18 protein-coding genes, 3 tRNA genes and 1 pseudogene are annotated in these 21,031 nt (G+C 71.9%); 16 read left to right on the forward strand and 6 right to left on the reverse strand.

Going from position 1 to position 21,031, the window contains the following annotated elements:
* Positions 1–63 precede the first annotated feature (63 nt).
* The 9 genes from GA0070622_RS06150 to GA0070622_RS06190 all read left to right on the forward strand — a co-directional run bounded on the left by GA0070622_RS06150 (position 64) and on the right by GA0070622_RS06190 (position 9,475).
* A complete protein-coding gene (locus tag GA0070622_RS06150; RefSeq protein WP_091569921.1) occupies positions 64–480 on the forward strand; it encodes an ester cyclase in 417 nt (138 codons plus the stop codon).
* Between the two features lie 61 nt (positions 481–541).
* On the forward strand, positions 542–1,129 hold the full coding sequence (locus GA0070622_RS06155) for a NuoI/complex I 23 kDa subunit family protein (RefSeq protein WP_091569924.1): 588 nt from the start codon (positions 542–544) through the stop codon (positions 1,127–1,129).
* The gene (locus GA0070622_RS06160; protein ID WP_245666131.1) at positions 1,126–1,785 is read left to right on the forward strand and encodes an NADH-quinone oxidoreductase subunit J family protein; all 660 of its coding nucleotides are present in this window, start codon (positions 1,126–1,128) and stop codon (positions 1,783–1,785) included. The genes GA0070622_RS06155 and GA0070622_RS06160 overlap by 4 nt, the downstream gene beginning before the upstream one ends.
* On the forward strand, positions 1,782–2,156 hold the full coding sequence (nuoK, locus tag GA0070622_RS06165; protein WP_091569927.1) for an NADH-quinone oxidoreductase subunit NuoK: 375 nt from the start codon (positions 1,782–1,784) through the stop codon (positions 2,154–2,156). The genes GA0070622_RS06160 and nuoK overlap by 4 nt, the downstream gene beginning before the upstream one ends.
* Positions 2,153–4,081: an NADH-quinone oxidoreductase subunit 5 family protein gene (locus tag GA0070622_RS06170; protein ID WP_091569934.1), complete on the forward strand. Its 1,929-nt coding sequence runs from the start codon at positions 2,153–2,155 to the stop codon at positions 4,079–4,081. The genes nuoK and GA0070622_RS06170 overlap by 4 nt, the downstream gene beginning before the upstream one ends.
* The gene (locus GA0070622_RS06175; RefSeq protein ID WP_091569940.1) at positions 4,078–5,583 is read left to right on the forward strand and encodes a complex I subunit 4 family protein; all 1,506 of its coding nucleotides are present in this window, start codon (positions 4,078–4,080) and stop codon (positions 5,581–5,583) included. Before GA0070622_RS06170 ends, GA0070622_RS06175 begins: the two co-directional genes overlap by 4 nt.
* Positions 5,580–7,049, forward strand: a complete 1,470-nt coding sequence (locus GA0070622_RS06180; RefSeq protein WP_091569945.1) for an NADH-quinone oxidoreductase subunit N — start codon at positions 5,580–5,582, stop codon at positions 7,047–7,049. Before GA0070622_RS06175 ends, GA0070622_RS06180 begins: the two co-directional genes overlap by 4 nt.
* A gap of 150 nt (positions 7,050–7,199) precedes the next feature.
* Positions 7,200–8,078: a zinc metalloprotease HtpX gene (htpX, locus tag GA0070622_RS06185; protein WP_091569949.1), complete on the forward strand. Its 879-nt coding sequence runs from the start codon at positions 7,200–7,202 to the stop codon at positions 8,076–8,078.
* A 137-nt stretch (positions 8,079–8,215) separates the two neighbouring features.
* Entirely contained in the window at positions 8,216–9,475 is a 1,260-nt protein-coding gene (locus GA0070622_RS06190) for an MFS transporter (protein WP_091569953.1), read from the forward strand.
* Positions 9,476–9,479: 4 nt separating this feature from the next.
* Here GA0070622_RS06190 and GA0070622_RS06195 read toward each other — a convergent pair whose 3' ends face one another.
* The 4 genes from GA0070622_RS06195 to GA0070622_RS06210 form a co-directional block, all read right to left on the reverse strand.
* A complete protein-coding gene (locus GA0070622_RS06195; RefSeq protein WP_091569957.1) occupies positions 9,480–10,001 on the reverse strand; it encodes a hypothetical protein in 522 nt (173 codons plus the stop codon).
* Complete coding sequence (locus tag GA0070622_RS06200) at positions 9,982–10,488, reverse strand: SigE family RNA polymerase sigma factor (RefSeq protein WP_091569961.1); 507 nt, start codon at positions 10,486–10,488, stop codon at positions 9,982–9,984. The genes GA0070622_RS06195 and GA0070622_RS06200 overlap by 20 nt, the downstream gene beginning before the upstream one ends.
* A gap of 66 nt (positions 10,489–10,554) precedes the next feature.
* Entirely contained in the window at positions 10,555–11,895 is a 1,341-nt protein-coding gene (locus GA0070622_RS06205) for an MFS transporter (RefSeq protein WP_091569967.1), read from the reverse strand.
* 92 nt (positions 11,896–11,987) lie between these two features.
* Complete coding sequence (locus GA0070622_RS06210; RefSeq protein WP_091569971.1) at positions 11,988–12,482, reverse strand: YajQ family cyclic di-GMP-binding protein; 495 nt, start codon at positions 12,480–12,482, stop codon at positions 11,988–11,990.
* A 147-nt stretch (positions 12,483–12,629) separates the two neighbouring features.
* On the opposite strand from GA0070622_RS06210, the gene GA0070622_RS06215 reads away from it, so the two are divergent.
* Positions 12,630–12,713, forward strand: a tRNA-Tyr gene (locus GA0070622_RS06215).
* 633 nt (positions 12,714–13,346) lie between these two features.
* Here GA0070622_RS06215 and GA0070622_RS32985 read toward each other — a convergent pair.
* On the reverse strand, positions 13,347–14,117 hold the full coding sequence (locus GA0070622_RS32985; RefSeq protein WP_245666652.1) for a site-specific integrase: 771 nt from the start codon (positions 14,115–14,117) through the stop codon (positions 13,347–13,349).
* Here GA0070622_RS32985 and GA0070622_RS06225 point away from each other — a divergent pair.
* Positions 14,085–14,336: pseudogene (locus tag GA0070622_RS06225) on the forward strand (HAD family hydrolase); the annotation flags it as partial. The gene GA0070622_RS32985 and the pseudogene GA0070622_RS06225 sit on opposite strands and share 33 nt — an antisense overlap.
* 123 nt (positions 14,337–14,459) lie before the next feature.
* On the forward strand, positions 14,460–16,223 hold the full coding sequence (locus tag GA0070622_RS31950) for a hypothetical protein (RefSeq protein ID WP_141684535.1): 1,764 nt from the start codon (positions 14,460–14,462) through the stop codon (positions 16,221–16,223).
* 359 nt (positions 16,224–16,582) lie between these two features.
* Here GA0070622_RS31950 and GA0070622_RS06240 read toward each other — a convergent pair whose 3' ends face one another.
* Positions 16,583–17,086, reverse strand: coding sequence for a hypothetical protein (locus tag GA0070622_RS06240; protein WP_141684536.1), 504 nt, complete (start codon positions 17,084–17,086; stop codon positions 16,583–16,585).
* Positions 17,087–17,857: 771 nt separating this feature from the next.
* Between GA0070622_RS06240 and GA0070622_RS06245 the strand changes: the two genes are divergently transcribed.
* From GA0070622_RS06245 to rpmG, 4 genes are all read left to right on the forward strand, one after another.
* Positions 17,858–20,386: a putative bifunctional diguanylate cyclase/phosphodiesterase gene (locus tag GA0070622_RS06245; protein ID WP_091569989.1), complete on the forward strand. Its 2,529-nt coding sequence runs from the start codon at positions 17,858–17,860 to the stop codon at positions 20,384–20,386.
* A 96-nt stretch (positions 20,387–20,482) separates the two neighbouring features.
* Positions 20,483–20,555: transfer RNA gene (locus tag GA0070622_RS06250), tRNA-Thr, on the forward strand.
* Between the two features lie 25 nt (positions 20,556–20,580).
* A tRNA-Met gene (locus GA0070622_RS06255) sits at positions 20,581–20,653 on the forward strand.
* Positions 20,654–20,785: 132 nt separating this feature from the next.
* On the forward strand, positions 20,786–20,953 hold the full coding sequence (gene rpmG / locus GA0070622_RS06260; protein WP_013288652.1) for a 50S ribosomal protein L33: 168 nt from the start codon (positions 20,786–20,788) through the stop codon (positions 20,951–20,953).
* Positions 20,954–21,031 lie beyond the last annotated feature (78 nt).

The following is a 21,031-nucleotide window of genomic DNA, read 5'->3' on the forward strand; positions in this document are numbered from 1 at the left end:
CATGGTCGCTCCGGCCGGTCCCGGCAGGCCGAGCGGGCCAGGCAGGGGCATAGGCTGCCGGCCGTGACCGATGTGGAGGCGGCGGCCCGACGCTTCATCGCCGACGTGTGGAACGCCGGCCGCGAGGAGAGCGCGTACGAACTGGTGGCCCCGGACTGCCCCGGGCTGGGCGGCACCGGGCCGGAGGCGACGCTCGCCTGGCACCGGGACCGGCGGGCGTCCTTCCCCGACCTGCGCTACAAGATCGTCGAGGTGGTGGCCGGCGGCGGACGGGTCGCGGTGCACTGGCGGGCCGCCGGCACGCAGGCCGGGCAGTTCGGCCCGGTGCCGCCGACCGGCCGGGTGGTCAGCTATTCCGGCGCGACGTTCCTGCGTTTCGACGGCGCCGGCCGGATCGTGGACGTGTGGAGCGTGAACGAGCTGTTCCAGGTGCTCCAGCAGCTGGGCGTGGAGATGCTGCCCCCGCTCACACCCGGTTGATCGTCCGCCAAGAGTCGGGGGGTGGTCGCGCGCGCACGGGCCACAGGGCAGGATGGGCGGCATGAGCGAGCACGGTGGAGTGCCCGGCGCCGGGCTGGTGAAGGGGCTGGCGGTCACGTTGAAGACGATGACCCGCCGCTCGACCACTCAGCAGTACCCGGACGTGGCCCCCGAGTTGCCGCCCCGCTCCCGCGGCGTGATCGCGCTGCTGGAGGAGAACTGCACGGTCTGCATGCTCTGCGCCCGCGAGTGCCCGGACTGGTGCATCTACATCGACTCGCACAAGGAGGAGGTGGCGGTGCCCGGCGCCGCCCGCCCCCGCCAGCGCAACGTGCTCGACAAGTTCGACATCGACTTCTCGCTCTGCATGTACTGCGGCATCTGCATCGAGGTCTGCCCGTTCGACGCGCTCTACTGGTCGCCCGAGTTCGAGTACGCCGAGTACGACATCAAGGACCTGCTGCACGACAAGGACCACCTGGGCGAGTGGATGGCCACCGTGCCCCCACCGCCGGCCCACGACCCGCTCGGTGACCCCTCGAAGGAGGAGACCACCGCCGCCCGCAAGGCCGCCGGCCCGCCCGCCCGTCCGGCCCCGACCCGGGTACGCCCCGAGGCCGACGAGCCGGGCGGAGGCGCGGCCTCGTGACCGGCGCGGACGTGCTGCTGCTCGCCCTCGGCGCGGTCGCGGTGGGCGCGGGCGCGCTGGTGGTGGCCACCCGGCACCTGGTCCGGGCCGGGTTGTGGCTGGTGGTCTGCCTGGGCGCGCTGGCCGGCGACTACCTGGTGCTCACCGCCGAGCTGGTGGCCTGGGTGCAGGTGCTGATCTACGTGGGCGCGGTGGTGGTGCTGCTGCTGTTCGCGGTGATGCTGACCCGCGCCCCGATCGGCCCCTCCGACGACCTGGACCGGCCCGGCTGGCCGGCCGCGCTGGTCGGCGCCGGCAGCGGTCTCGGCCTGGCCGTGCTGCTGGTCGACGCGTTCCGCTGGTCCCGGGTGGAACTGCCCGCCGCAGGCACCGCCGAGCGCCTCGGCGAGCAGGTGTTCCGCTCCTGGGTGCTGCCGTTCGAGGTGCTCTCGGTGCTGCTGCTCGCCGCGCTGGTCGGCGCGATCGTGCTCTCCCGGCCGGACATCGGCCGCCCGTCTCCGTCCGGCCCGACCGTGGCGCCGGCCGCCGGCAGCGGCCCGGTGGGCCCGCCGGGCCCGCCCGCCGCGTCCGACGGCACCGAACAGACCGTGGCGGCCGCGCCGTCCGGACCGACGGGCCCGCCCGCCGTGGCCGCCGACGAGGGCGGGCGCCGGTGAGGCCGGTCATCCCGTACGTCACCGCCGCGCTCCTGTTCGGCCTCGGCGTCTACGGCGTGCTGCGCCGGCGCAACGCGGTGCTGGTGCTGATGGCGGTGGAGTTGATGCTCAACGCGGTCAACCTGGTCCTGGTCACCGCCGACACCACGGTCCGGGCGGCGCTGCCGCACTCCGGGCAGGTGTTCGCGCTGTTCGTCATCGTGCTCGCCGCCGCCGAGATCGGTGTCGGGCTGGCCATCGTGCTCCAGCTCTACCGGCTGCGGGCCAGCGTCACGGTCGACGACGTCCCGCTCGGCGAGCGGGCGCCGGCCGTGCCGGACGAGGTGCGCCAGGGGCGACCCGCGGGTGTGCCGGACGAGGTGCGCCGATGAGCACGTCGACGCTGTGGCTCGCGGCGGCGCTGCCGGGCGCGCCGCTGGTCGCCGGCCTGGTCGGGCTGCTGCTGCCGCCCGCGTCGAGCGGGGACCGGGCGCCGGCCCGCCGGTCGGCCGTCGCGCTGGGCGTGGCCGGCGCGGCGGTGGCCCTGCTGGCCGCGCTGGTGCTGCTGGTCCGGGTGGACGGGCCGGTCGAGGCGGCCACCACCTGGGTCGACCTGGGCGGCCTGCGGGTCACGCTGGGCCTGCGGCTGGACGGCGTGGCGGTGCTGGTCGCCACCGCCGTCGCCGCGGTGGCGCTGGCGGTGCAGGTCTACTCGACCGGCTACCTGCGGCGCGGCCCGCACGACGACGTCGACGTCGACCACCGCTACCCGCCGTACGCGGCGCAGCTCAGCCTCTTCACCGCCGCCATGCTCACCGTGGTGGTGTCCGGTGACCTGATCATGCTGCTGGTCGGCTGGGAGGTGATGGGCATCTGCTCGTACCTGCTCATCGCCCACGACCGGCGGCTGCCCGAGGCGCCCGGCGCGGCGGTCAAGGCGTTCCTGGTCACCCGGGTGGGTGACGTCGGCTTCCTGCTCGGCATCGCGCTGCTCGGGGTAAGCGCGGGCAGCTTCCGGATCGCCGACGTGCTGGCCCACGACTACGGCGCCGGCACGCTGACCGCCGCCTGCCTGCTGCTGCTCGCCGGCGTGGCGGGCAAGAGCGCCCAGTTCCCGTTGCACACCTGGCTGCCCGACGCGATGGCCGGCCCGACGCCGGTCTCCGCGCTGATCCACGCCGCCACCATGGTCGCCGCCGGGGTGTACGCGGTGGCCCGGCTGTTCCCGCTGTTCGAGCGGGCCCCGGCCGCGCTCGCCGTGCTGGGCGTGATGGCGTCGGTGACCATCCTGCTCGGCGCGTTCGCCGCCACCGCCCAGGACGACATCAAGCGGGTGCTCGCCTGGTCGACGGTCTCCCAGATCGGCTACATGACCGGCGCGCTGGCGGTCGGCGCGCCGGCCGCCGCGCTGTTCCATCTGCTCACCCACGCCGCGTTCAAGGCGCTGCTGTTCCTCGCCGCCGGCGCGGTGATCCACGCCGTGGGCACCACGCTGATGTCCCGGATGGGTGGCCTGCGGGCCGGCATGCCGGTCACGTTCTGGTGCATGGTGGTCGGCCTCGGCGCGTTGGCCGGGGTGCCGCCGCTGTCCGGCTTCTGGAGCAAGGACGGCGTGCTCGCCGCCGCCGAGGCCGCCGCGCTGGACGGGGCCGGCCCGACCGCGCCCTGGGTGGGCTGGCTGGTCTGGCTGGCCGGGCTGCTCGGTGTCGCGGTCACCGCCTGGTACGCGACCCGCCTGCTGCTGCGCACCTTCTTCGGCGCCACCCGGATGCCGCTGGTCCGGCCGCACGACCCGCCGGCGTCACTGCGCCTGCCGGTGCTGCTGCTCGCGGTCCCGGCCGCGCTGCTCGGCCTGGCCGCCTTCCTGCCCTGGTTCGCCGACCGCCTGCGGGTGCCGGCCGACGAGGCCACCGGCGAGGCGGTGGAGCTGGTCCACCTCGCGCCGAACCTGATCCTGCCGTTCCTGCTGCTGCTGGTCGGCGCGGGCGTCGCCTGGGCCGGCTGGCGCCGCGACCCGGCCGCCGACCCGGCCCGCTTCCTGGGCCCGCTGCGGCCGGTGTTCGCCCGGGCGTTCCGGCTCGACGACGTCCAGCACGCCCTCGTCGTACGCCCGACCGGCGCGCTGGCGCGGGCCGTGCGGACCGGCGACGAGCTGGGCGTGGACGGCCTGGTCGAGGGGAGCGGCCGGGCGGCGGTGGAGCTGGGCGGCGGGCTGGCCGCGCTGCACCGGGCGGCGTTGCCGCGCGCGGCGGCCGGCGTGCTGGCCGGCGCGCTGCTGATCGGCCTGGCGGTCGCCCTGATCGGAGTCACCTCATGACGTTCGGGCAGGTCCTGCTGGTCGCGGTGCTCGCGGTCCCGGCGCTGGGCGCGATCGCGACCGCGGCCGTGCCCGGGGACCGGGCCGGCCGGCTGGTCGGCACCGTCGCCGCCGCGCTGACGCTGCTGGCGACGCTGCCGCTGGTCGGTGGCGAGCACGGCTGGTTCGGGTACGGGCCGCGCCCGGCCGTGCAGCCCTGGCACCGGCTCGACCTGCCGTGGGTGCCCGGGCTCGACCTGCGTTTCCACCTCGGGGTGGACGGCATCTCCTGGCCGCTGGTGGTGCTGACCGCGCTGCTCACGCTGCTGTGCTGCGCGTACACGCTGTGGCGGGTGCCGGCCGGCGGCGGCAGCGGGCGGGCCCTGGTGGCGCTGCTGCTGGTGGTCGAGGTGGGCATCCTCGGCACGTTCCTCGCGCTCGACCTGGTGCTCTTCTTCCTCTTCTTCGAGGTCGTCCTCCTGCCCATGTACGCGATCATCGCCGGCTGGGGCGGGGACGACCGGCGGCGCGCGGCGCGCAAGTTCGCGCTCTACACGCTGTTCGGCTCGGTGCTGCTGCTGGTCGGCGTCTACGTGGTGGTGGCCGAGGCGGGCACCGCCGACCTGGTCGCGTTGACCGGCGGCGTCGGCCTGTCCCGGGGCACCCAGTTCGCCGCGTTCACGCTGCTGGCGCTGGCGTTCGCGGTGAAGAGCCCGCTCTGGCCGCTGCACTCGTGGCTGCCCGACGCGCACACCCAGGCGCCCACCGTCGGCAGCGTGATCCTCGCCGGGGTGCTGCTCAAGATGGGCACGTACGGGCTGATCCGGGTCGCCGTCGGGGTGGCGCCGGAGGGCGCCCGCTGGGCGTCGCCGGCGCTCGGCGTGCTCGCCGTGGCGGCCATTCTGGTCGGCGGCCTGGTCTGCCTGGCGCAGGACGACCTGAAACGGCTGATCGCCTACTCCAGCGTGGGCCACATGGGCTTCGTGCTGCTCGGCGTGGCCACGCTCACCGCCACCGGGCTCCAGGCCGCGTTGATCGGCAACATCGCCCACGGGGTCATCACCGGCCTGCTGTTCTTCCTGGCCGGCGCGGTCAAGGACCGGACGCACACCGGCGCGCTGGCCGAGCTGTCCGGGCTGCGGGAGACCGCGCCCCGGCTGGCCGGGCTGCTCGGCTTCGCGGCGGTCGCCTCGCTGGGGCTGCCCGGGCTGGCCGGCTTCTGGGGTGAGGCGTTCGCGGTGGTGGCGGCCGTGCGGCGGGGCGGCCCGCTGTGGCTGACGCTGGCCGTGCTGGCGGCGCTGGGCGGGGCGCTGACCGCCGCGTACTTCCTCCGGCTGCTGCGCCGGGTCACCCACGGCCGGCCCAGCCCGGCGGTGGCCGGCCTCACGCCCGGCCTGGCCGGCGCGGAACTGACCGCCTGGGCGCCGCTGGTGCTGCTCGCCCTCGCGGTCGGCCTGGCGCCCGCGCTGGTCCTCTCCTACGCCTCCGGCCCGGTGGAGGCCCTGCTGGGGGTCGTCCCATGAGCCTGGTGCAGAGCGTCGACAACGTGGCGCTGCTGCCGGCGTACCTGGCCGCCGGCACGGCCGTGCTGGTGCTCCTCGTCGACCTGCTGGTGGCACGCCCCGCCGTCACGGTCGCCGTGGCGTCGCTCGGCGCGGCCGGCACGGCGACGGGTGCCGGGCTCGTCGGCGCTGCCGGCGACCGCCGCACGTTCTGTGTCGCGGCGGACTGCTCCTGGGTGTGGAACGGCCGGGCCGCCCTGGTGGCGGTGGTGGTCGCCCTGCTCACCCTCGGTGTGCTGGCCATCTCCGGCCCGCTGCTGCGCGCCGGGCGTACCCCGACCGGCGAATACTGCTTCCTGCTCGCCTGCGCGATGACCGGCGGCGTGGTGCTCGGCGCGGCCGGCGACCTGATCACCCTCGTCGTGGCGCTGGAGACGCTGACCCTGCCGCTCTACGTGCTGGTCGGGCTGCGGCGGGGCAGCCTGGCCGGCGCCGAGGCGGCGGTGACGTTCTTCGTGGTCAGCGTGGTCGCCACCACGGTGACACTGCTCGGCGCGGCGCTGCTCTACGCGGTGACCGGCACGCTGCACCTGGACCGGCTCGGCGCCACGCTGGCCGCCCGCAACGACCTGACCGACCTGCCGCTGACCGCGGTCGCGGTGGCGCTGGTGGTGGCCGGGCTGGCGTTCAAGGTCGCCGCGGTGCCGTTCCACGCCTGGGCGCCGGCCACCTACGACGGCGCGCCGCTGCCGGTGGCCGCCTACCTGTCGACCGCCTCGAAGCTGGGCGGCGTGGTGGCGCTGCTGGCGGTGGTGCAGCGGTCGCTGCCGGGCGAGGTGACCGGTCCGGTGCTGGCGGTGCTGGCGGTGCTGACCATGACCGTGGGCAACCTGGTGGCGCTGCGGCAGCGGCGTACCGTGCGGTTGCTGGCCTGGTCGTCGGTGGCGCAGGCGGGCTACATCCTGGCCCCGCTGGGCGCGCTGGCGCTGGCCGCCGGGCGCACCCCCGACGCCCGGGCCGGGGCCTACGCGGCGGCGGTCGCGTACACCGTCTTCTTCGTGCTGCTGGAGCTGGCCGCGTTCGCCGCGGTGGTGGCGTTGCGGCCGGCGGACGGCGACGGCGGCACGCTGGCCGACCTGCGCGGCGCGGCCCGCCGGCACCCGTGGGTGGGCGGCGCGTTCGCGCTGGCGCTGATCGGGCTGGCCGGCCTGCCGCCGGGGCTGGCCGGGCTGTTCGCGAAGGTGACGGTGGTGCGGTCGCTGCTGGCCGGGCACGCCGGCTGGCTGGCCCTGGTGGTGGCGTTGAACGCGGTGCTCGGCCTGGCCTACTACCTGCGGGTGGCCGCGTCGGTCTACGCCACGCCCGGCCCGGCCGCCGCCCCGCTCCGTCCGGCGCGCCTGGTGCTGGTGGCGCTCGGCGTGGCGACCGTGGCGGCCGTGGTGATCGGTGTCGCACCGCAGCTCGTGCTGGACGTCGCGGCGCGCTGAGGCGGTTCGTGCCCGGGTGGGCGGTTGGTTCAGCGGGCACACAGCGATCCCCAGCCAACTTTCAGCCATGAGCCGGATGGTTGACGGGTACCGGTGTGTTGAACCGGTCAGCGGGTCCCCCGCGTGGGCCCGCGCACCGAAGGAGCGATCGTGCATCACAACCGTCTGAAGACCGCAGCGCTGCTCGGCCTGTTGACCTCGCTGATCCTCGCGGTCGGCTACTGGTTCGGCGGTAGCGGCGGTCTCGTCATCGCCGTCGTCGTCTCGTTGCTGATGAACGGCGTGACCTACTTCTACTCCGACAAGCTCGCCCTGCGCTCGATGCGGGCGCAACCGGTCAGCGAGGCCCAGTTCCCCGAGCTGTACCGGATGGTGCGGGAGCTCTCCACCCAGGCCGGCAAGCCGATGCCCCGGCTCTACGTGAGCCCGACGGCGCAGCCCAACGCGTTCGCCACCGGCCGCAACCCGGAGCACGCGGCGGTCTGCGTCACCCAGGGGATCGTGGAGATCCTCGACTACCGGGAGCTGCGCGGTGTGATCGGGCACGAGCTGTCCCACGTCTACAACCGGGACATCCTGATCTCCAGCGTGGCGGCGGGCCTGGCCGGCATCATCACCATGTTGGCCAACATCGCCTGGTTCATCCCGCTCGGCTCCTCCGACGACGAGGACGCCCCGAACCCGGCCGTGCTGCTGCTCACCCTGATCCTCGGCCCGATCGCGGCGACCGTGATCCAGCTGGCGATCAGCCGCAGCCGCGAATACCAGGCCGACGCGTCCGGCGCCGAGCTGAGCCGCGACCCGCTCGCCCTGGCCAGCGCCCTCCGGAAGATCCACATGGGTACGCAGAGCCGCCCGCTGGCGCCGCAGGGCCAGCTCACCAGCACCGCCCACCTGATGATCGACAACCCGTTCAAGCGGGGCGGCGGCATCGCCGCGATGTTCGCCACCCACCCGCCGATGGAGCAGCGGGTGGCCCGCCTGGAGCAGATGGCCCGCAACTCCGGGCCGGTGCAGTTCCAGCGCTGACCCGCCGCACTCCGCACCGCGCCCGCGTCCCACGACGCGGGCGCGGTGGTGTGTCCGGGCACAATGCGTTTCCCCCGGTCAGGTCGCGCCGTTAGGGTCGAAACGTCTCCCACTCATTACCACCCGGAGGTTCGACCGTGGCCGCACTGCGCCAGTACCTGGGCGTCTGGCGGATCCCCGGCGCGCCGATGCTGCTGATCCTCGGCATCGTCGGCCGGCTCGGGATCGGCATGACCCCGCTGGCGCTGCTGCTCGTCGTCGAGCAGGTCACCGGCCGCTACTCCCTGGCCGCCGTCGCCGGTGGCATCTACGCGCTCGCCGGCGCCGCGCTCAGCCCGGTCGCCGGCCGGATCGCCGACCGGGTCGGACCCACGCCGGTGCTGCTGGCCACCGCGCTGGCCCACCCGCTCGCCCTGCTCGGGCTGCTCGCCGCCAGCCGCTCCGGTGCCGGCAACCTCGCCGTGATCTACCTGGCCGCCGGCGTCGCCGGCGCCACCTACCCGCCGCTCACCGCCGCGATCCGGGGCGCCTGGAACGACCTCACCGCACCGGCCACCGGCCGGGCGCACCTGCGCAACACCGCGCTCGCCGCCGAGACCTCCCTCTTCGAGGTCGTCTTCGTGCTCGGGCCGCTGCTGGTGGCCGGGTTCGTGCTGCTCGCCGACGCGTCCGCCGCGCTGGTCGGCGCCGCCGTGGTCACCCTGGTCGGCACCGGCACGGTCGCCCTCGGCCGGGTCATGCGCGGCTGGCGCCCGCACCCCCGGGAGCACCACGCGCGCGGCCTCGGCCCGCTGCGGGTCGGCGGCTTCCCCGCGCTGCTGGTCTGCGTGGCCAGCCTCGGCATCGCGTTCGGCGCCTCCGGCGTGATCGTCCCGGCCTTCGCCGCGAACACCGGCACCGCCGACCCGGAGAGCCTGGCCGGCGTGCTGCTCGCCGTCTGGGGCATCGGCAGCGCCGTCGGCGGTTTCTGGTTCGGCGTGCGCAAGCCGGCCGCCAACATGACCCGCCAGTTCGCCTGGCTGCTCGCCACCGTCGCGGCCAGCCTCGCCGTCTTCGCGGTGATCCCCGACCCGGCGGCGCTCGGCGTCGCGCTGGTGCTCGGCGGCGCCGCCATCGCCCCCGCGCTCACCCTGGAGAACACCCTGGTCGGGCGGATCGCCCCGGCCGGCATGCTGAACGAGGCGTACACCTGGGTGGTCACCATGTCGGTGGCGGCCAGCGCCGCCGGCGGGTCGATCGCCGGGCTGATCGTCGACCACGCCGGCGGCGTGCCGTGGGCGTTCGTCTTCGCCGGGGCGGCGGTCGGCGTCGGCGCCCTGGTCGCCGCGCTCCCGACCGGCCCGATCGCCCGGGCCGAAGCCACCGCCGTACGCGCCGAGCAGTCGCTCGCCGCCTGAGCGCTCACCGGTCGCCGGTCACCACCACCCGCTCCACCCCGGGCAGCCCCGCCACCGCGTCCCGGATCGGCGTCGGGTCCTCACCGTCTGCCAGCAGAACCGAGGTGACGACCCGTCCGGTGGGGTCCGGCCGGGACGCGACGGTCAGGCCGCCGCAGCGCAGCCCGACGTCCCCCCGCGCCTGCGAGATCCGGTAGCTCACCTCCCCGAGCTGGGGATCACCCGCGCCCGGCCGGAACACGACGTCCAGCCGCACCGGCCGGTCGGCGTGACAGCGGGCCGACGGCGTCGCGGACGCCGCGCCCGCGCCGCCGCCGACCGGCGCCGGCGACGCCGCCGGCCCGAGCAGCGCCGGCAGGGTCGCCGCGCCACCGGCCACCGCCACCGTCGCCACCCCGGCCAGGACCGTCGCCCGTCGCCGGCTGCGTGCCCGACCCCGGGCCCGTACCTCCGCCGACGGGCTCAGCCGCAGCCCGGCCACGTCGTGCTCCAACGCCCGCAGGGCGTCACCGATGCGTGCCGACATCGATCTCCTCCTTCTCGTCGGTGAGCAGAACGGCGAGCGCGGCGCGCGCCCGGGACAGGTGCGACTTGACCGTCCCCACCGGCATGCCGGTGCTCCGGGCGATCTCCGCCACGGGCAGGTCGTGCAGGTGGTGCAGGACGACGACCAGCCGCTGCGCGTCCGGCAGCCGGCGCAGCGCCGCCAGCACCGCGACCCGGTCCGGGCCCGGACCGGGCACCGGGGCGTCCCCGCCCAACCGGGCCCGGGCAGCGAACCAGCGCCGCAGGCCACGCCAGCGGTTGGCGGTCAGCCGCCAGGCCACCATCCGCACCCAGCCCTCCGGATCCTCGTACGCCCCGACGGTCGACCAGCGCTGCCAGGCCCGCGCGTACGCCTCCTGCGTCACGTCCTGGGCCTCGGCCAGGTCACCGCAGAGGGCGTAGACGTGGTGCACGACCCGCCGGGCGGTCGCGGTGTAGAAGGCGTCGAATTCCTCGGACCCGTCCATACCGACCTCCCCGTGTCCGCTCTCACCACACGACACCCCGCGGCGGGTCCGGCGGTTGCACCGGGATCAGGGCACTCCCGGCCGTACCCGGTCCGCCTCGCCGGCCGACGGTTCCTCCCGGTCGCGGTGGGGGTGGCCGCGGCGGTCCTCCGTCGGCGGCCCGGCCCTCCTCCGGGAGCGCCGCGCCGGCCCGGGGCGGGCGAGGAACCCGGCCGTGACCACACCCAGCGCGAGGATCGCCGTGGCGCAGGCCAGCAGCGTGGGCCGCGCGCCGAGCGCGGCGGTCAGCGGGCCGCCGAGCATGGTCCCCAGCGGGACCGCCAGCACGGTGACCGCCCCGTTGGCCGCCAGCACGCGGGGCAGGTCCCCGGCGTCGGCACGGCTCTGGACCAGCGCGGTGGAGGTCGGCCGGTAGGGCGCCCAGGCCAGGCCGGCCAGGGCGAAGGCCGGCAGCGCCAGGGCGAACGGCGCACCCAGCCCGAGCGGCAGCAACGCGGCGCCGAACGCCACCACCACGCCGACGAGCGTCGGCCGCAGCGGCCACCCGCGCAGGTGGCCGGTGACCAGGCCGCCGAGCAGCGAGCCGACCCCGAACGCGGTGTAGTAGGCGCCGAGCGTCGCGGCGGAGGCGTGCGGGTCCTCGCTGACCAGCACCGGCATGGCGACGTAGAACGGTCCGAAGAGGAAGAAGAAGCCGACGGTCAGCGACAGCAGGCCGAGCAACGACCGGTCCCGCCCGATGATCCGGAACCCCGAGGTACGCGACGGACCGTCCCCCGCCGCCCGCCCGGCGCGCCGCTCACGCGCCGGAACGGCGAGGCGGTAGCTCACCGCCAGCACGGCGAAGCTGGCGGCGTCGACCGCGAGCACCCACACCGGGCCGACCTGGACGATGAGAAGACCGGCCAGCGGCGGACCGACCACCGTGGCCGCCTGCCCGAAGAGACCGAGCAGCGCGTTGGCGGCCAGGTGGTGCCGCTGCGGCAGCAACTCGGCCACCAGCGTGAACTGTCCGGCCGCCCCCCACGGGTGCAGCAGCGACGACACCGCGAGCAGGGCCACGTAGAGCCCGACGTCCAACACCCCGGCGAGGTGGGCGACCGGGATCGCCCCCAGCGCGACCGCGCGGACCGTCGCGTCCCAGCCAGCGAGCTGCGCGCCGCCGCGTCCGCCCAGCAGCCGGCCGAACAGCACCGTGCCGGCCGCTCCCGGCAGCGTGTACGCGGCCACCGCGAACGCCGTCCAGGTGCCCCGCTGGTCGACCGGCGCGAGGTGCAGCGCCAACCAGGTGATCGCGACCAGGGCCAGCCCGTCGCCGAGCGCGGACACGGCGAGCCCGGGCAGCAGCCGGCGGAGCACCGGTTGGGCGAACACCGGCCGGTAGGGGAGCAGCATCGTCGGTCGCATGGTGCCCAGCCGACCGCATCAGGGGCGCGTACCCCAAGGAAGTTGCCCGAGGGCAGAAGGCCGGCCGCCGTGCGGGCGGCCGGCGGGCGCGACTACCGGTAGTTGGTGAACTGGAGCGCGACCCCGAAGTCCTCGCCCTTGAGCAGCGTGATGACGGCCTGGAGGTCGTCCTTCTTCTTGCCGGTGACCCGGAGCTGGTCGCCCTGGATCTGCGCCTGGACGCCCTTCGGACCCTCGTCGCGGATCTTCTTGCTGATCGCCTTGGCCTTGTCCGACTCGATGCCCTGGATCACCTTGGCGTCGATCTTGAAGATCTTGCCCGACGGCCGGGGGTCGCCGGCGTCCAGCGACTTCAGCGAGATGTTCCGCTTGACCAGCTTCTCCTTGAAGACCTCCAGCGCCGCCCGGACGCGCTCCTCGGTCTCCGCCTGGAGGCCGATCGCCTCCTCGCCCGACCAGGAGATCTCGGCGCCGGTGCCGCGGAAGTCGAACCGCGTCGCGAGCTCCTTCTCCGCCTGGCGGAGGGCGTTGTCGACCTCCTGGCGGTCGACCTTGCTCACGATGTCGAACGACGGGTTCGCTGCCATGCTTCTGCTCCTGCTGTCCGGCGGTGTGTCCTGTTCCGTCCCGCGCTGACCAGCCCGGGACCCCCTGACGGTACCCGCTTGCGACGGAGCCGGGGGCAACCGCTATCCTTGCTTCCGCCGCCGCGTTGCGACGCGGTGGGGTGCCCTGGCGGGTTGCCCGAGCGGCCAATGGGAGCGGACTGTAAATCCGTCGCGAAAGCTACAGAGGTTCGAATCCTCTACCCGCCACCAGGTGCAGAAAGAGGCCCTTGACCAGCGAGAACGCTGGTCAAGGGCCTCTTTCGTGAGTCTCGCTCGGTCTCGCTCCAGCCCGCTCAATCTCGCTGGCTGTGTCGTATGCGTGTCGCCGTCAGTCAGCTAAAGGAACAGCCGCAGGAGTCCCGTCATGGCTGCAATCACTGTGGCGACGGCGGTGAGTGTGCCCGCGAGTGCCCTCATCCACTCGGCCCGGTCGCTGTGCGTCTTCTTGCCCCGGTGACGCTGCCCGTTGTTTCCCATCACCGGCCTTGCTACCTTCGGCACCTGTTCTCCTTGTCCTGAAAGCTCAGCAGGGGCATTCCGGTGCGGAGAGCGAGCGGCATCCGGGGTCCAGCCGGGTGCCGCTTTGTGTCGTTGGTCTTGCAGCTCCCCGCTCGCGCTCTTGATTGCAGCGTGTCGCCGGCCGAGTGGCAAGTACGGAGAGTGCTGTAAACCCGGGTTTTCAGCTACGGATCGTAACGAAAAGTCGTCCAACTTGGGCGTTTTGCGTCCGGGAAAAGGCTTGAAGGGGTTCTGCCGCGATGCGATAACGCTCCGCTGCATCGCGGCAGTGTATAAACGACGGGTCCCTGCACCCTGCGTGACCCGCCGTTGGTGGCGAGTGATCTAGGACACAGTTTGGGTGCCTCGCTCGCCAAGGGCCGCCTCTATCCGGCGGCGGGCAGCTTCCTCCTGGCCGTAGACACACTTCGCGTAAACCCGCATGAGGACGTGCACGCTGTGTCTGGCCCATTCGGCGACCTGGGTAGCCGGACCCCAGCGTTGAGCCAGAGTGACACGGCGGCGTGCCGTAGGTCGTACGGACGCCTGGCCAGCGCTGAGCGCTGCTGGGCCGGAGTGAGCACCTTTGCCCGCGCGTCGCGCCACGCCTTGCCGTAGGTGTTGGCCGTAGGTGTTGTTCGGGATCGGCTGGCCGGCGGTCGGCACGTACCGACCCCCGGGGCCGCGTCGGGTAACGAACAGCTTGCCGTTCGATCCCGGCGGGTACTCCTTGATGTGGCGATCGAGTAGCCGCACGAGCGGCGGTGGCACGGGTACATCCCGGGTTGCTGCCTTTGCCCGGTGCTTGAGCCCTCGGTCCTCGGCGGTGTCGTCACCATCGCCCCAGTCTCGGCCCACGGCCACCGTCGAGCCGGTCAGGTGCAGCACGGCCCACCCCCCACACTGGGCGGGCCGCTCGTACTCGTCTTCGCGCAGGTGGAGGACTTCTTCGGGCCGCAGCGCGCCGTAGTACATGCATCCGAAGAACGCTTCCAGCTCGGGCACGGTCCGCCCTACCTCGGCGAGTAACGCCCAAGCTTGATCGGGGTTGACCACCGCCCGCCGGTCCACCTCATCGGCCGCCGCATGAAGCCCAACCCGGAACCGATCCTGCAAGCCGTGCGCTCCCTCGGTGAGCTGCCAGCCCAGTGCGTGTTGATCGGTGACTCGCTCTCCGACATCGAGGGAGCGCGGGCCGCCGGCGTCGTGGTGGTCGGCTACGCGAATCGACCGGCGAAGGTCGACGCCTTCCGGCTCGCCGGGGCGGACGCGGTGGTCACCAGCATGGGCGAGATAGCCGCAGTGTTGATCGATCGTTGGGGCGTGCAGACCTGATAGACGTAGGAACGTGGCGCCCTAAATCCCCTATCGATGCTTCGGCTCAAATGTCGGTCACCAAATTACTTTCGCGGACTTGGTACGCTCTCGCTATCGGTCCACGCTAGCGGAGATTTAACGATGTCAGACGAATCGTCAAAGGGTGCGCCAGTCAGCGATGAACCATCCGAGGATGCAGAAGAAAGCGGCGATAAGCTGTCGTCTTCTGGACAAGAAAAGCAGGGTGTCAAGTTCTCGCCGGAACGCTTCCAGGACAACTATCGCAGAGTCGCGGATATTGGCGAAGGTCGCCGTTGGTACGACTTGCCGTACCGAGTTGTAAGTTGGCTTCTTTCCTCGCGGATGCGAAGGGTGGTCCGCCCGCAAAAGCTCCGGGAGCGTCTGGCCTATCTTTCGACCTACCTCGCAGTCTTCAATGATCATGAGCGTAATAAAAAGTGGGACCTCGACGATCCCCTGCATAATGTCCGAGTTCCTCCTCAAGAGCACGTCCACATGCCCGGCATCTGGGTCGTTGAGCTCTTCCCTCCGAGCCAATTCTCTTCGCTTGATCAGGCCATTCGGAAGGGCGATTGGGACCGACATCGCCGGTGGATCTACGACGGCCGAGATAACCGGCGATACCTGGAGCTTTCTCGATCGGGTAAGGGGTGGTCTTGGTGGCGTTTGGCGGACATTGCTCAGAAGGGCAGCAAGATCTGGCTTGCAGATTCGACTAGAGAGGATTTGCCAGAAGCTTTCGAAACTGTGCAGTTAAAAGCCGTCCAAATTGGCGCAGGCTTGACGGCGGTTGTAGCCTTCTTCCGGTTGACTGACACCGCTGCTCGTCGTCTCGACCGCGTGTGGCACGAGAAGCATGAACCGAGGCTCGCTTTCGGCAAGGGCCTGCCGAGGGCTGAGGATCGCCAATGGGCGTCGTTCAGGCTCACGCAGAAAGCGCGTCGCGCTTTGCATGACGCTGCCCGCAGGTGGATGGCGGAGCGCTGCCCCGGCTACTTCTCGTCCTACAGCGAACCTCAACCTTTGCTCGATCTACTCCTCATGAACGAGTTCGACCCGACCAAGGGGGAGCGTGTAGACCGAGAGCTTGCCGATGCGCTAAGGGCGATTGGCTTTACTGGTGATCTTCTCCACACCACCTCATCAGATCTTCCCGGAATTCTTCTTTCGCCCGTTGACGGCGAGCTGTGCCGAGCGCTTGAGGGGAAGCGAACATGGGGCCTCTGGGGGAATCGCAAAGTTCTAGCCGCAATCCCTGGATACCTAGAGGGGCGCGGCAATGATGTTGACCATGCTATTGCGCACGTTGCTGACGATCGTATCCGTAGCTTTTCGGTGATCCTTGCCATTTCTGGCTTTTTGGAGATCGCTGAGTCGGAGTACGCGAAATTGCGCGACAGTGCGCGGGCGCGACATCACACTTTTAAGGCGAGTCGCCTGAATTACTTGCGGCGGAGCCTTCTGACGCTCAGTCTAGACCTGACGAGCGTAGCTCGGGACGTTCAGGAGTTCTGGAAGCGCAACTGGCGAGAGGCCCATGATATAGAGTTTATTGTCGACCAGGCTCCCTGGATCAGTCAGGAGGATCAGGCACTGGGGCGTGAACGCTTCGAGGCAACTAGTATGACCAGCGAGCTTCGCGAGCGGCAGCACAAGTGGTTCGACAAACTAATTACGGCCGATCGCGACTATCGCGATATATTATCGACGGTTGCGGCGCTCGGCGCGTCGGCGGACACCTACAAAATCAGCCGGGTGGCTCTTTGGGCCGCAATAGCTTCTTTGGCTATTGCGGCGGTCACGCTCCTGTTTGCCGAGGTCAAGGACCAGAACGTACTTAGCGCCCTGCTTTCGTGGTTGAAGCGGGTTCTTGAGGCTCAGTGAGTACCAGTCGTGGAGTTCGCAGCGGCGCAAGGGCGTTGGGAGCGGCGTACATGGCGTTGTCCATCCCACCCCATGGCGACGACGCGGTGGTGGAGATGGACGCCGCTCCCGCGTCCCCGCCTGTGCGACCGCTGTGCGCGTGCCGAGCGGCTTGCAGAAGCCCGCACGCATGTTGCATGCGTGTCACTCTGCCCTGGTTGATGTCCGTTTCTGCTGGTCAGCGAGTCGCGGTTGGCGCACTGTAAATCCGTCGCGAAAGCTACAGAGGTTCGAATCCTCTACCCGCCACCAGGTGCAGACGCGGCCCCTGACCAGCAGAGATGCTGATCAGGGGTCGTTGTCATTGGCCCTCCGGCCGGTCATGCTTCCTCGAGCAGCCGGCGCGCTTCGGCGACGACCTCGGCGTCCAGCTCCTCGGTCCCGGTGTCGGTCTGCTCGTGCACCTCGTGGACGGCCTCGACGTACTCGTAGGCGCTCTCGAGGTCGACGAGTTCGCCGGCCAGGGGAGTGCCCGCACGGGTGATGAACCGGTCGACCCACGAGGTGAGGTCGCGGGGTGCGATCGCCCCGGCGAGCAGCCGTCGCGCCATGACGCGGAGGACCTCCTCCTCGGCCTTCCGGCTGTCGTCGCCGTAGTGGGTCAGGGAGAGCTCCGCGAGGGCGCCGGGCAGCCACCGGAGCATCTCGTCGTCCTCGTCGCCCTTCATCGGGGAGACCCCGGCCAGGATCCGCAGGGTGGGAGTGTCGACGCCGGCCACCAGGCAGTCGCAGGCGGCCCCGACGACGTCGGTCGCGGTCGCGGCGCCGACGCGCCAGAAGGCGACGGTGCCCTGGAGGTGGGCCAGGGCCTCGTCGTCGGTCACCGACACATGATCGGTCGGCGGGCCGGAGATGTCGCGAGGTTTTGGGGGCGCCCGACCGGCATCACCAAACGCCGGGATCCGTGGGTGTGTGGGGTCCGCCCGGGTCCGCCGCGTCCGGCATGTGCGCAGTCACCTCCGGCGCCCCGGCCGGATGGGGACGGGTGTCCGCGAATCGGACAGCGTGGGCCCTTGCCCAGACATCGACGATGGTGGAGTCTGGTCGGGGGTCGCCGTCACCGCCCGGGCCGCGGCCCACTGTCGTCAGAGTAGATGATCATGAAGCGTGGTGAGTGAATTCGGTCTTACGCGCGGTTGGTCGGGAAGGCGCTGTGTGGCGTCTTCCGTAGCAGCGCCGGAACCGATCGTGACACCGAGCTGGGTCGGAGGGACGGGCGCGGGAGTCGAACGGATGATTTCCCTGTCTGCCGCGACAGGGGCGGTTCTCCACGCCTTTTGCGCGTGCCCCCCGTGTGGCACCATCGTGGAACCTCCACCTTCGCTGAAACTCTCTCGACAGGAGCAATCATGTTTGGTCGAAGGTTTGGCCGACTGCTTGGCTCACTTTTCGTCCTGGCTGCCTTCGTGGGCGGCGCCGCTGGTCTCGTCGGCGACGGCAGCACCGGGGGCGCGGTCCTCGTGGACATCACCTGGAACTGACCGGGGCTGCCGGTCGGCGTCGTCGGTCGGGCCCGGGCGTGCCTCGACGCTCGCCGACCTACCTGTGACCCGCAACGGACACGAAGCAGGGCGGCGCCAGCCCGAAGGAGCGGCATGACCGGACGCGACCATCCACGACGCCGGTCGTCCGAGGACGCGTGGATCATCACGGCGCCGATGGCGCTGGTCGCCGTCGCCTGCGCCACGGTGACGGCCCTCGTCGCGGAACATCCTGTCGGCCGATGGCCGCAGGCGGTGCTTCTCCTCGTACTCATGGTCGTGGCGGGGTTGCCGTTGCTGACCCTCGTCGTCCGGCGGCAGACGGTCGGCGTCACGTTGGCCGAGCTTCCGCTCGTGCTGGCGCTGTTCTTCCTGCCGCCGCTGACCGTGGTGCTGGTCCACACCCTGGCGTCTCTCATCACGCACCTGCGGCACCGCTTCGCGGCGCCCAAGGTCTGGTTCAACGTCGCCCGGGTGGCCGCCGGCACCTCGCTCGCCGTGCTGGTCCTCCAGGCCTTTCCCCCGTTGGAGGGGGTCGGGCCCCGCACCTGGCTGAGCATCTCCGCGGCGGTGGGCACGTTCATGCTGGTCAGCATGACCAGCGTGACGGCGGTGCACGTGCTGCTGCACGGGTGGCAGGCCGGCTGGGGCGTGCTTCGCAGCACCCGCACGGTGATGCTGACGGCCGCGATCAACGTGTCGGTCGGCCTGATCATGCTGATCCTGCTGCGGAGCAGTTGGTGGTCGCTGCTGCTGCTCGCCGCGTTGGGCGCGGGATTCGCCCTGGTCTACCGCTCCTACGCCCAGTTCTTCCGGCAGCACCGCACCCTGACCGATCTCTACGAGTTGACCCGCGCGGTGGTGGAGAGCGGGCAGAGCGGCACCCTGGCGGACGTCCTCATCGGTCGGGTCCGCGCCCTCATGCAGGCCGAGTACGCGACCCTCTGGCTGCCGGCCCAGGGGCGGCATCCGGCGACGCTGCTCACCGCCCGCATCGACGACCCGGGTCTGCTCGACATGGCCCCCGTCCCGCAGGCGCTGCGGGACAAGGTGCGGGAAACCGGGCGTACGGTGGCGGTCGGGCACGGGGTGACGACCGACGGCGAGTTCCGGGCCCGGCTGACGCAGCAGCGGGTCAAGGACGCCGTGGTGGTGCCGCTGCGCTCCGGGCCGGTGGTGATCGGCACCCTGGAGGTGGCCAACCGGCTCGGCGACGGCAACTACTTCACCTCGGCGGACATCGCGCTCGTCGAGACGGTCGCGGCGCACGCCGCCGTGGCGCTGGAGAACTCCCGCCTGGTCGACCGCCTGCGGCACGACGCCGACCACGACACGTTGACCAAGCTGCCGAACCGGCGCCGGATCAGCGCGGCGGTGGCCGAGGCGGTCAAGATCGCCGCTCCCGGCGAGGTGGTGGCGCTTCTGCTCTTCGACGTCGACCGGCTGCGCCAGGTCAACGAGTCGCTCGGCCACGCGGCCGGTGACAAGGTCCTGGTCGAGGTGGCCCAGCGGCTGCGCGTCTGCGCGCCCTCGTCGGCCCTGGTCGGCCGCGCCGGCGGCGACGAGTTCCTGGTGACGTTGCGGTTGGAGAGCGCCGAGGCGGCGCTGGAGCTGGCCGGTCAGCTGCGGGAGCAGATCCGCGACGAGATGGTGTTCGACGCGCTCACCCTGGACGTGGACACCGCCGTCGGGGTGGCCGTGCACCCCGAGCACGGCAGCGACGCCCAGGCGCTGCTGCAACGGGTGGACCTCGCGGCGACGGCGGCGAAGGCGGTGCCGGGCAGCGTCCAGCTCTACAGTCCGGGGCTGGAGTCCCGTTCGCTGCGCCGGCTCGACCTCGCCGGCGACCTGCGCCGGGCGCTCGACGACGCCGCGCTGGAGGTCTACTTCCAGCCCAAGGTCACCCTGCGCGACCGTCGGTTGGTCGGGGTCGAGTGCCTGGCCCGCTGGGAGCACCCGGCGCACGGCACGGTCGCGCCGGACGACTTCGTCTCGGTGGCCGAGCACACCGGCCAGCTCGGCCGGCTCACCGAGTTCGTGCTGCGGGAGAGCCTGCGCCGCAGCCGCGACTGGAGCCACGGCGACCAGCCGCTCTCCGTCTCGGTCAACCTGGCCGCTCGGACGCTCACCGACCAGCACTTCCCCGCGCTGGTGCGCGACCTGCTGGCGGAGTACGGCGTCCCGCCGCAGCGGCTCACCCTGGAGATCACCGAGGCCGGGGTGCTGGACGGCACCGAACGTCCCATCCCGACCCTGCGGAGCCTGCGCGACCTCGGGGTCCGGCTCTCGGTGGACGACTTCGGCACCGGCAACTCGTCCCTGGCGCAGCTGCGCCGGCTGCCGGTGCACGAGGTGAAGGTGGACCGGTCGTTCGTGCAGGGGATGGCGACCGATCCGAGCGACCTGGCCATCGTCAACGCCGTGGTGACGCTCTCCCAGCAGTTCGGGCTGACCGTGGTGGCCGAGGGGGTGGAGAGCGAGTTGACCCTGGAGCTGTTGCAGGACATCGGCTGCGAGATCGGCCAGGGCTTCCTGTTCAGCCGGCCCCTGCCGTACGAGCGTCTGGAGACCTGGTTCGGCGCCCAGGTCGATCCGGAGACGGTCGCCGCCGGGGAGCTGCCGCGCCTGCGTGTGGTGCCCTGATCAGGGGTGACACCCGACGGGGGGATCCGATTTCACCTCGGCGGCGCGGTCGTGTACTGTTTCCTCTGCGCGACACCCCCCGGGGTGATCGGGTAGGCCCCCTTAGCTCAGTCGGCAGAGCGTCTCCATGGTAAGGAGAAGGTCTACGGTTCGATTCCGTAAGGGGGCTCAGAGGGTCCGGCTGGACCCGCCACGGCGGTGTAGCTCAGATGGCAGAGCAAGCGGCTCATAATCGCTGTGTCGCCGGTTCAAGTCCGGCCACCGCTACTCTCGTCCTCCGGGTGACCCCGGTGGTCGGTGGGATGGGCGCCACAGGCGCCCACTTTGCATGTCTGCGTCGTCAGCGCGTACGCTGACACGCCGTAGTTCGTTATCCGTGAGCGAGGAAGGCACTCCGCCGTGGCGAAGGCGACCGATGTCCGGCCGAAGATCACTTTGGCGTGTGTGGAGTGCAAGGAGCGCAACTACATCACGCGCAAGAACCGCCGTAACGACCCGGACCGCATCGAGCTGAAGAAGTTCTGCCCCCGGGACGGCAAGCACACCGTCCACCGCGAGACCCGCTGACCCGCGGCCGGCGCTGCCGGCCCCGTAGCAGCTTTCGAACGCCGATCCGCCCGGTCGGTGGCCCCCGGGCCGCCCGAC

This window comes from Micromonospora sediminicola (assembly GCF_900089585.1).
Taxonomy (GTDB): domain Bacteria; phylum Actinomycetota; class Actinomycetes; order Mycobacteriales; family Micromonosporaceae; genus Micromonospora; species Micromonospora sediminicola.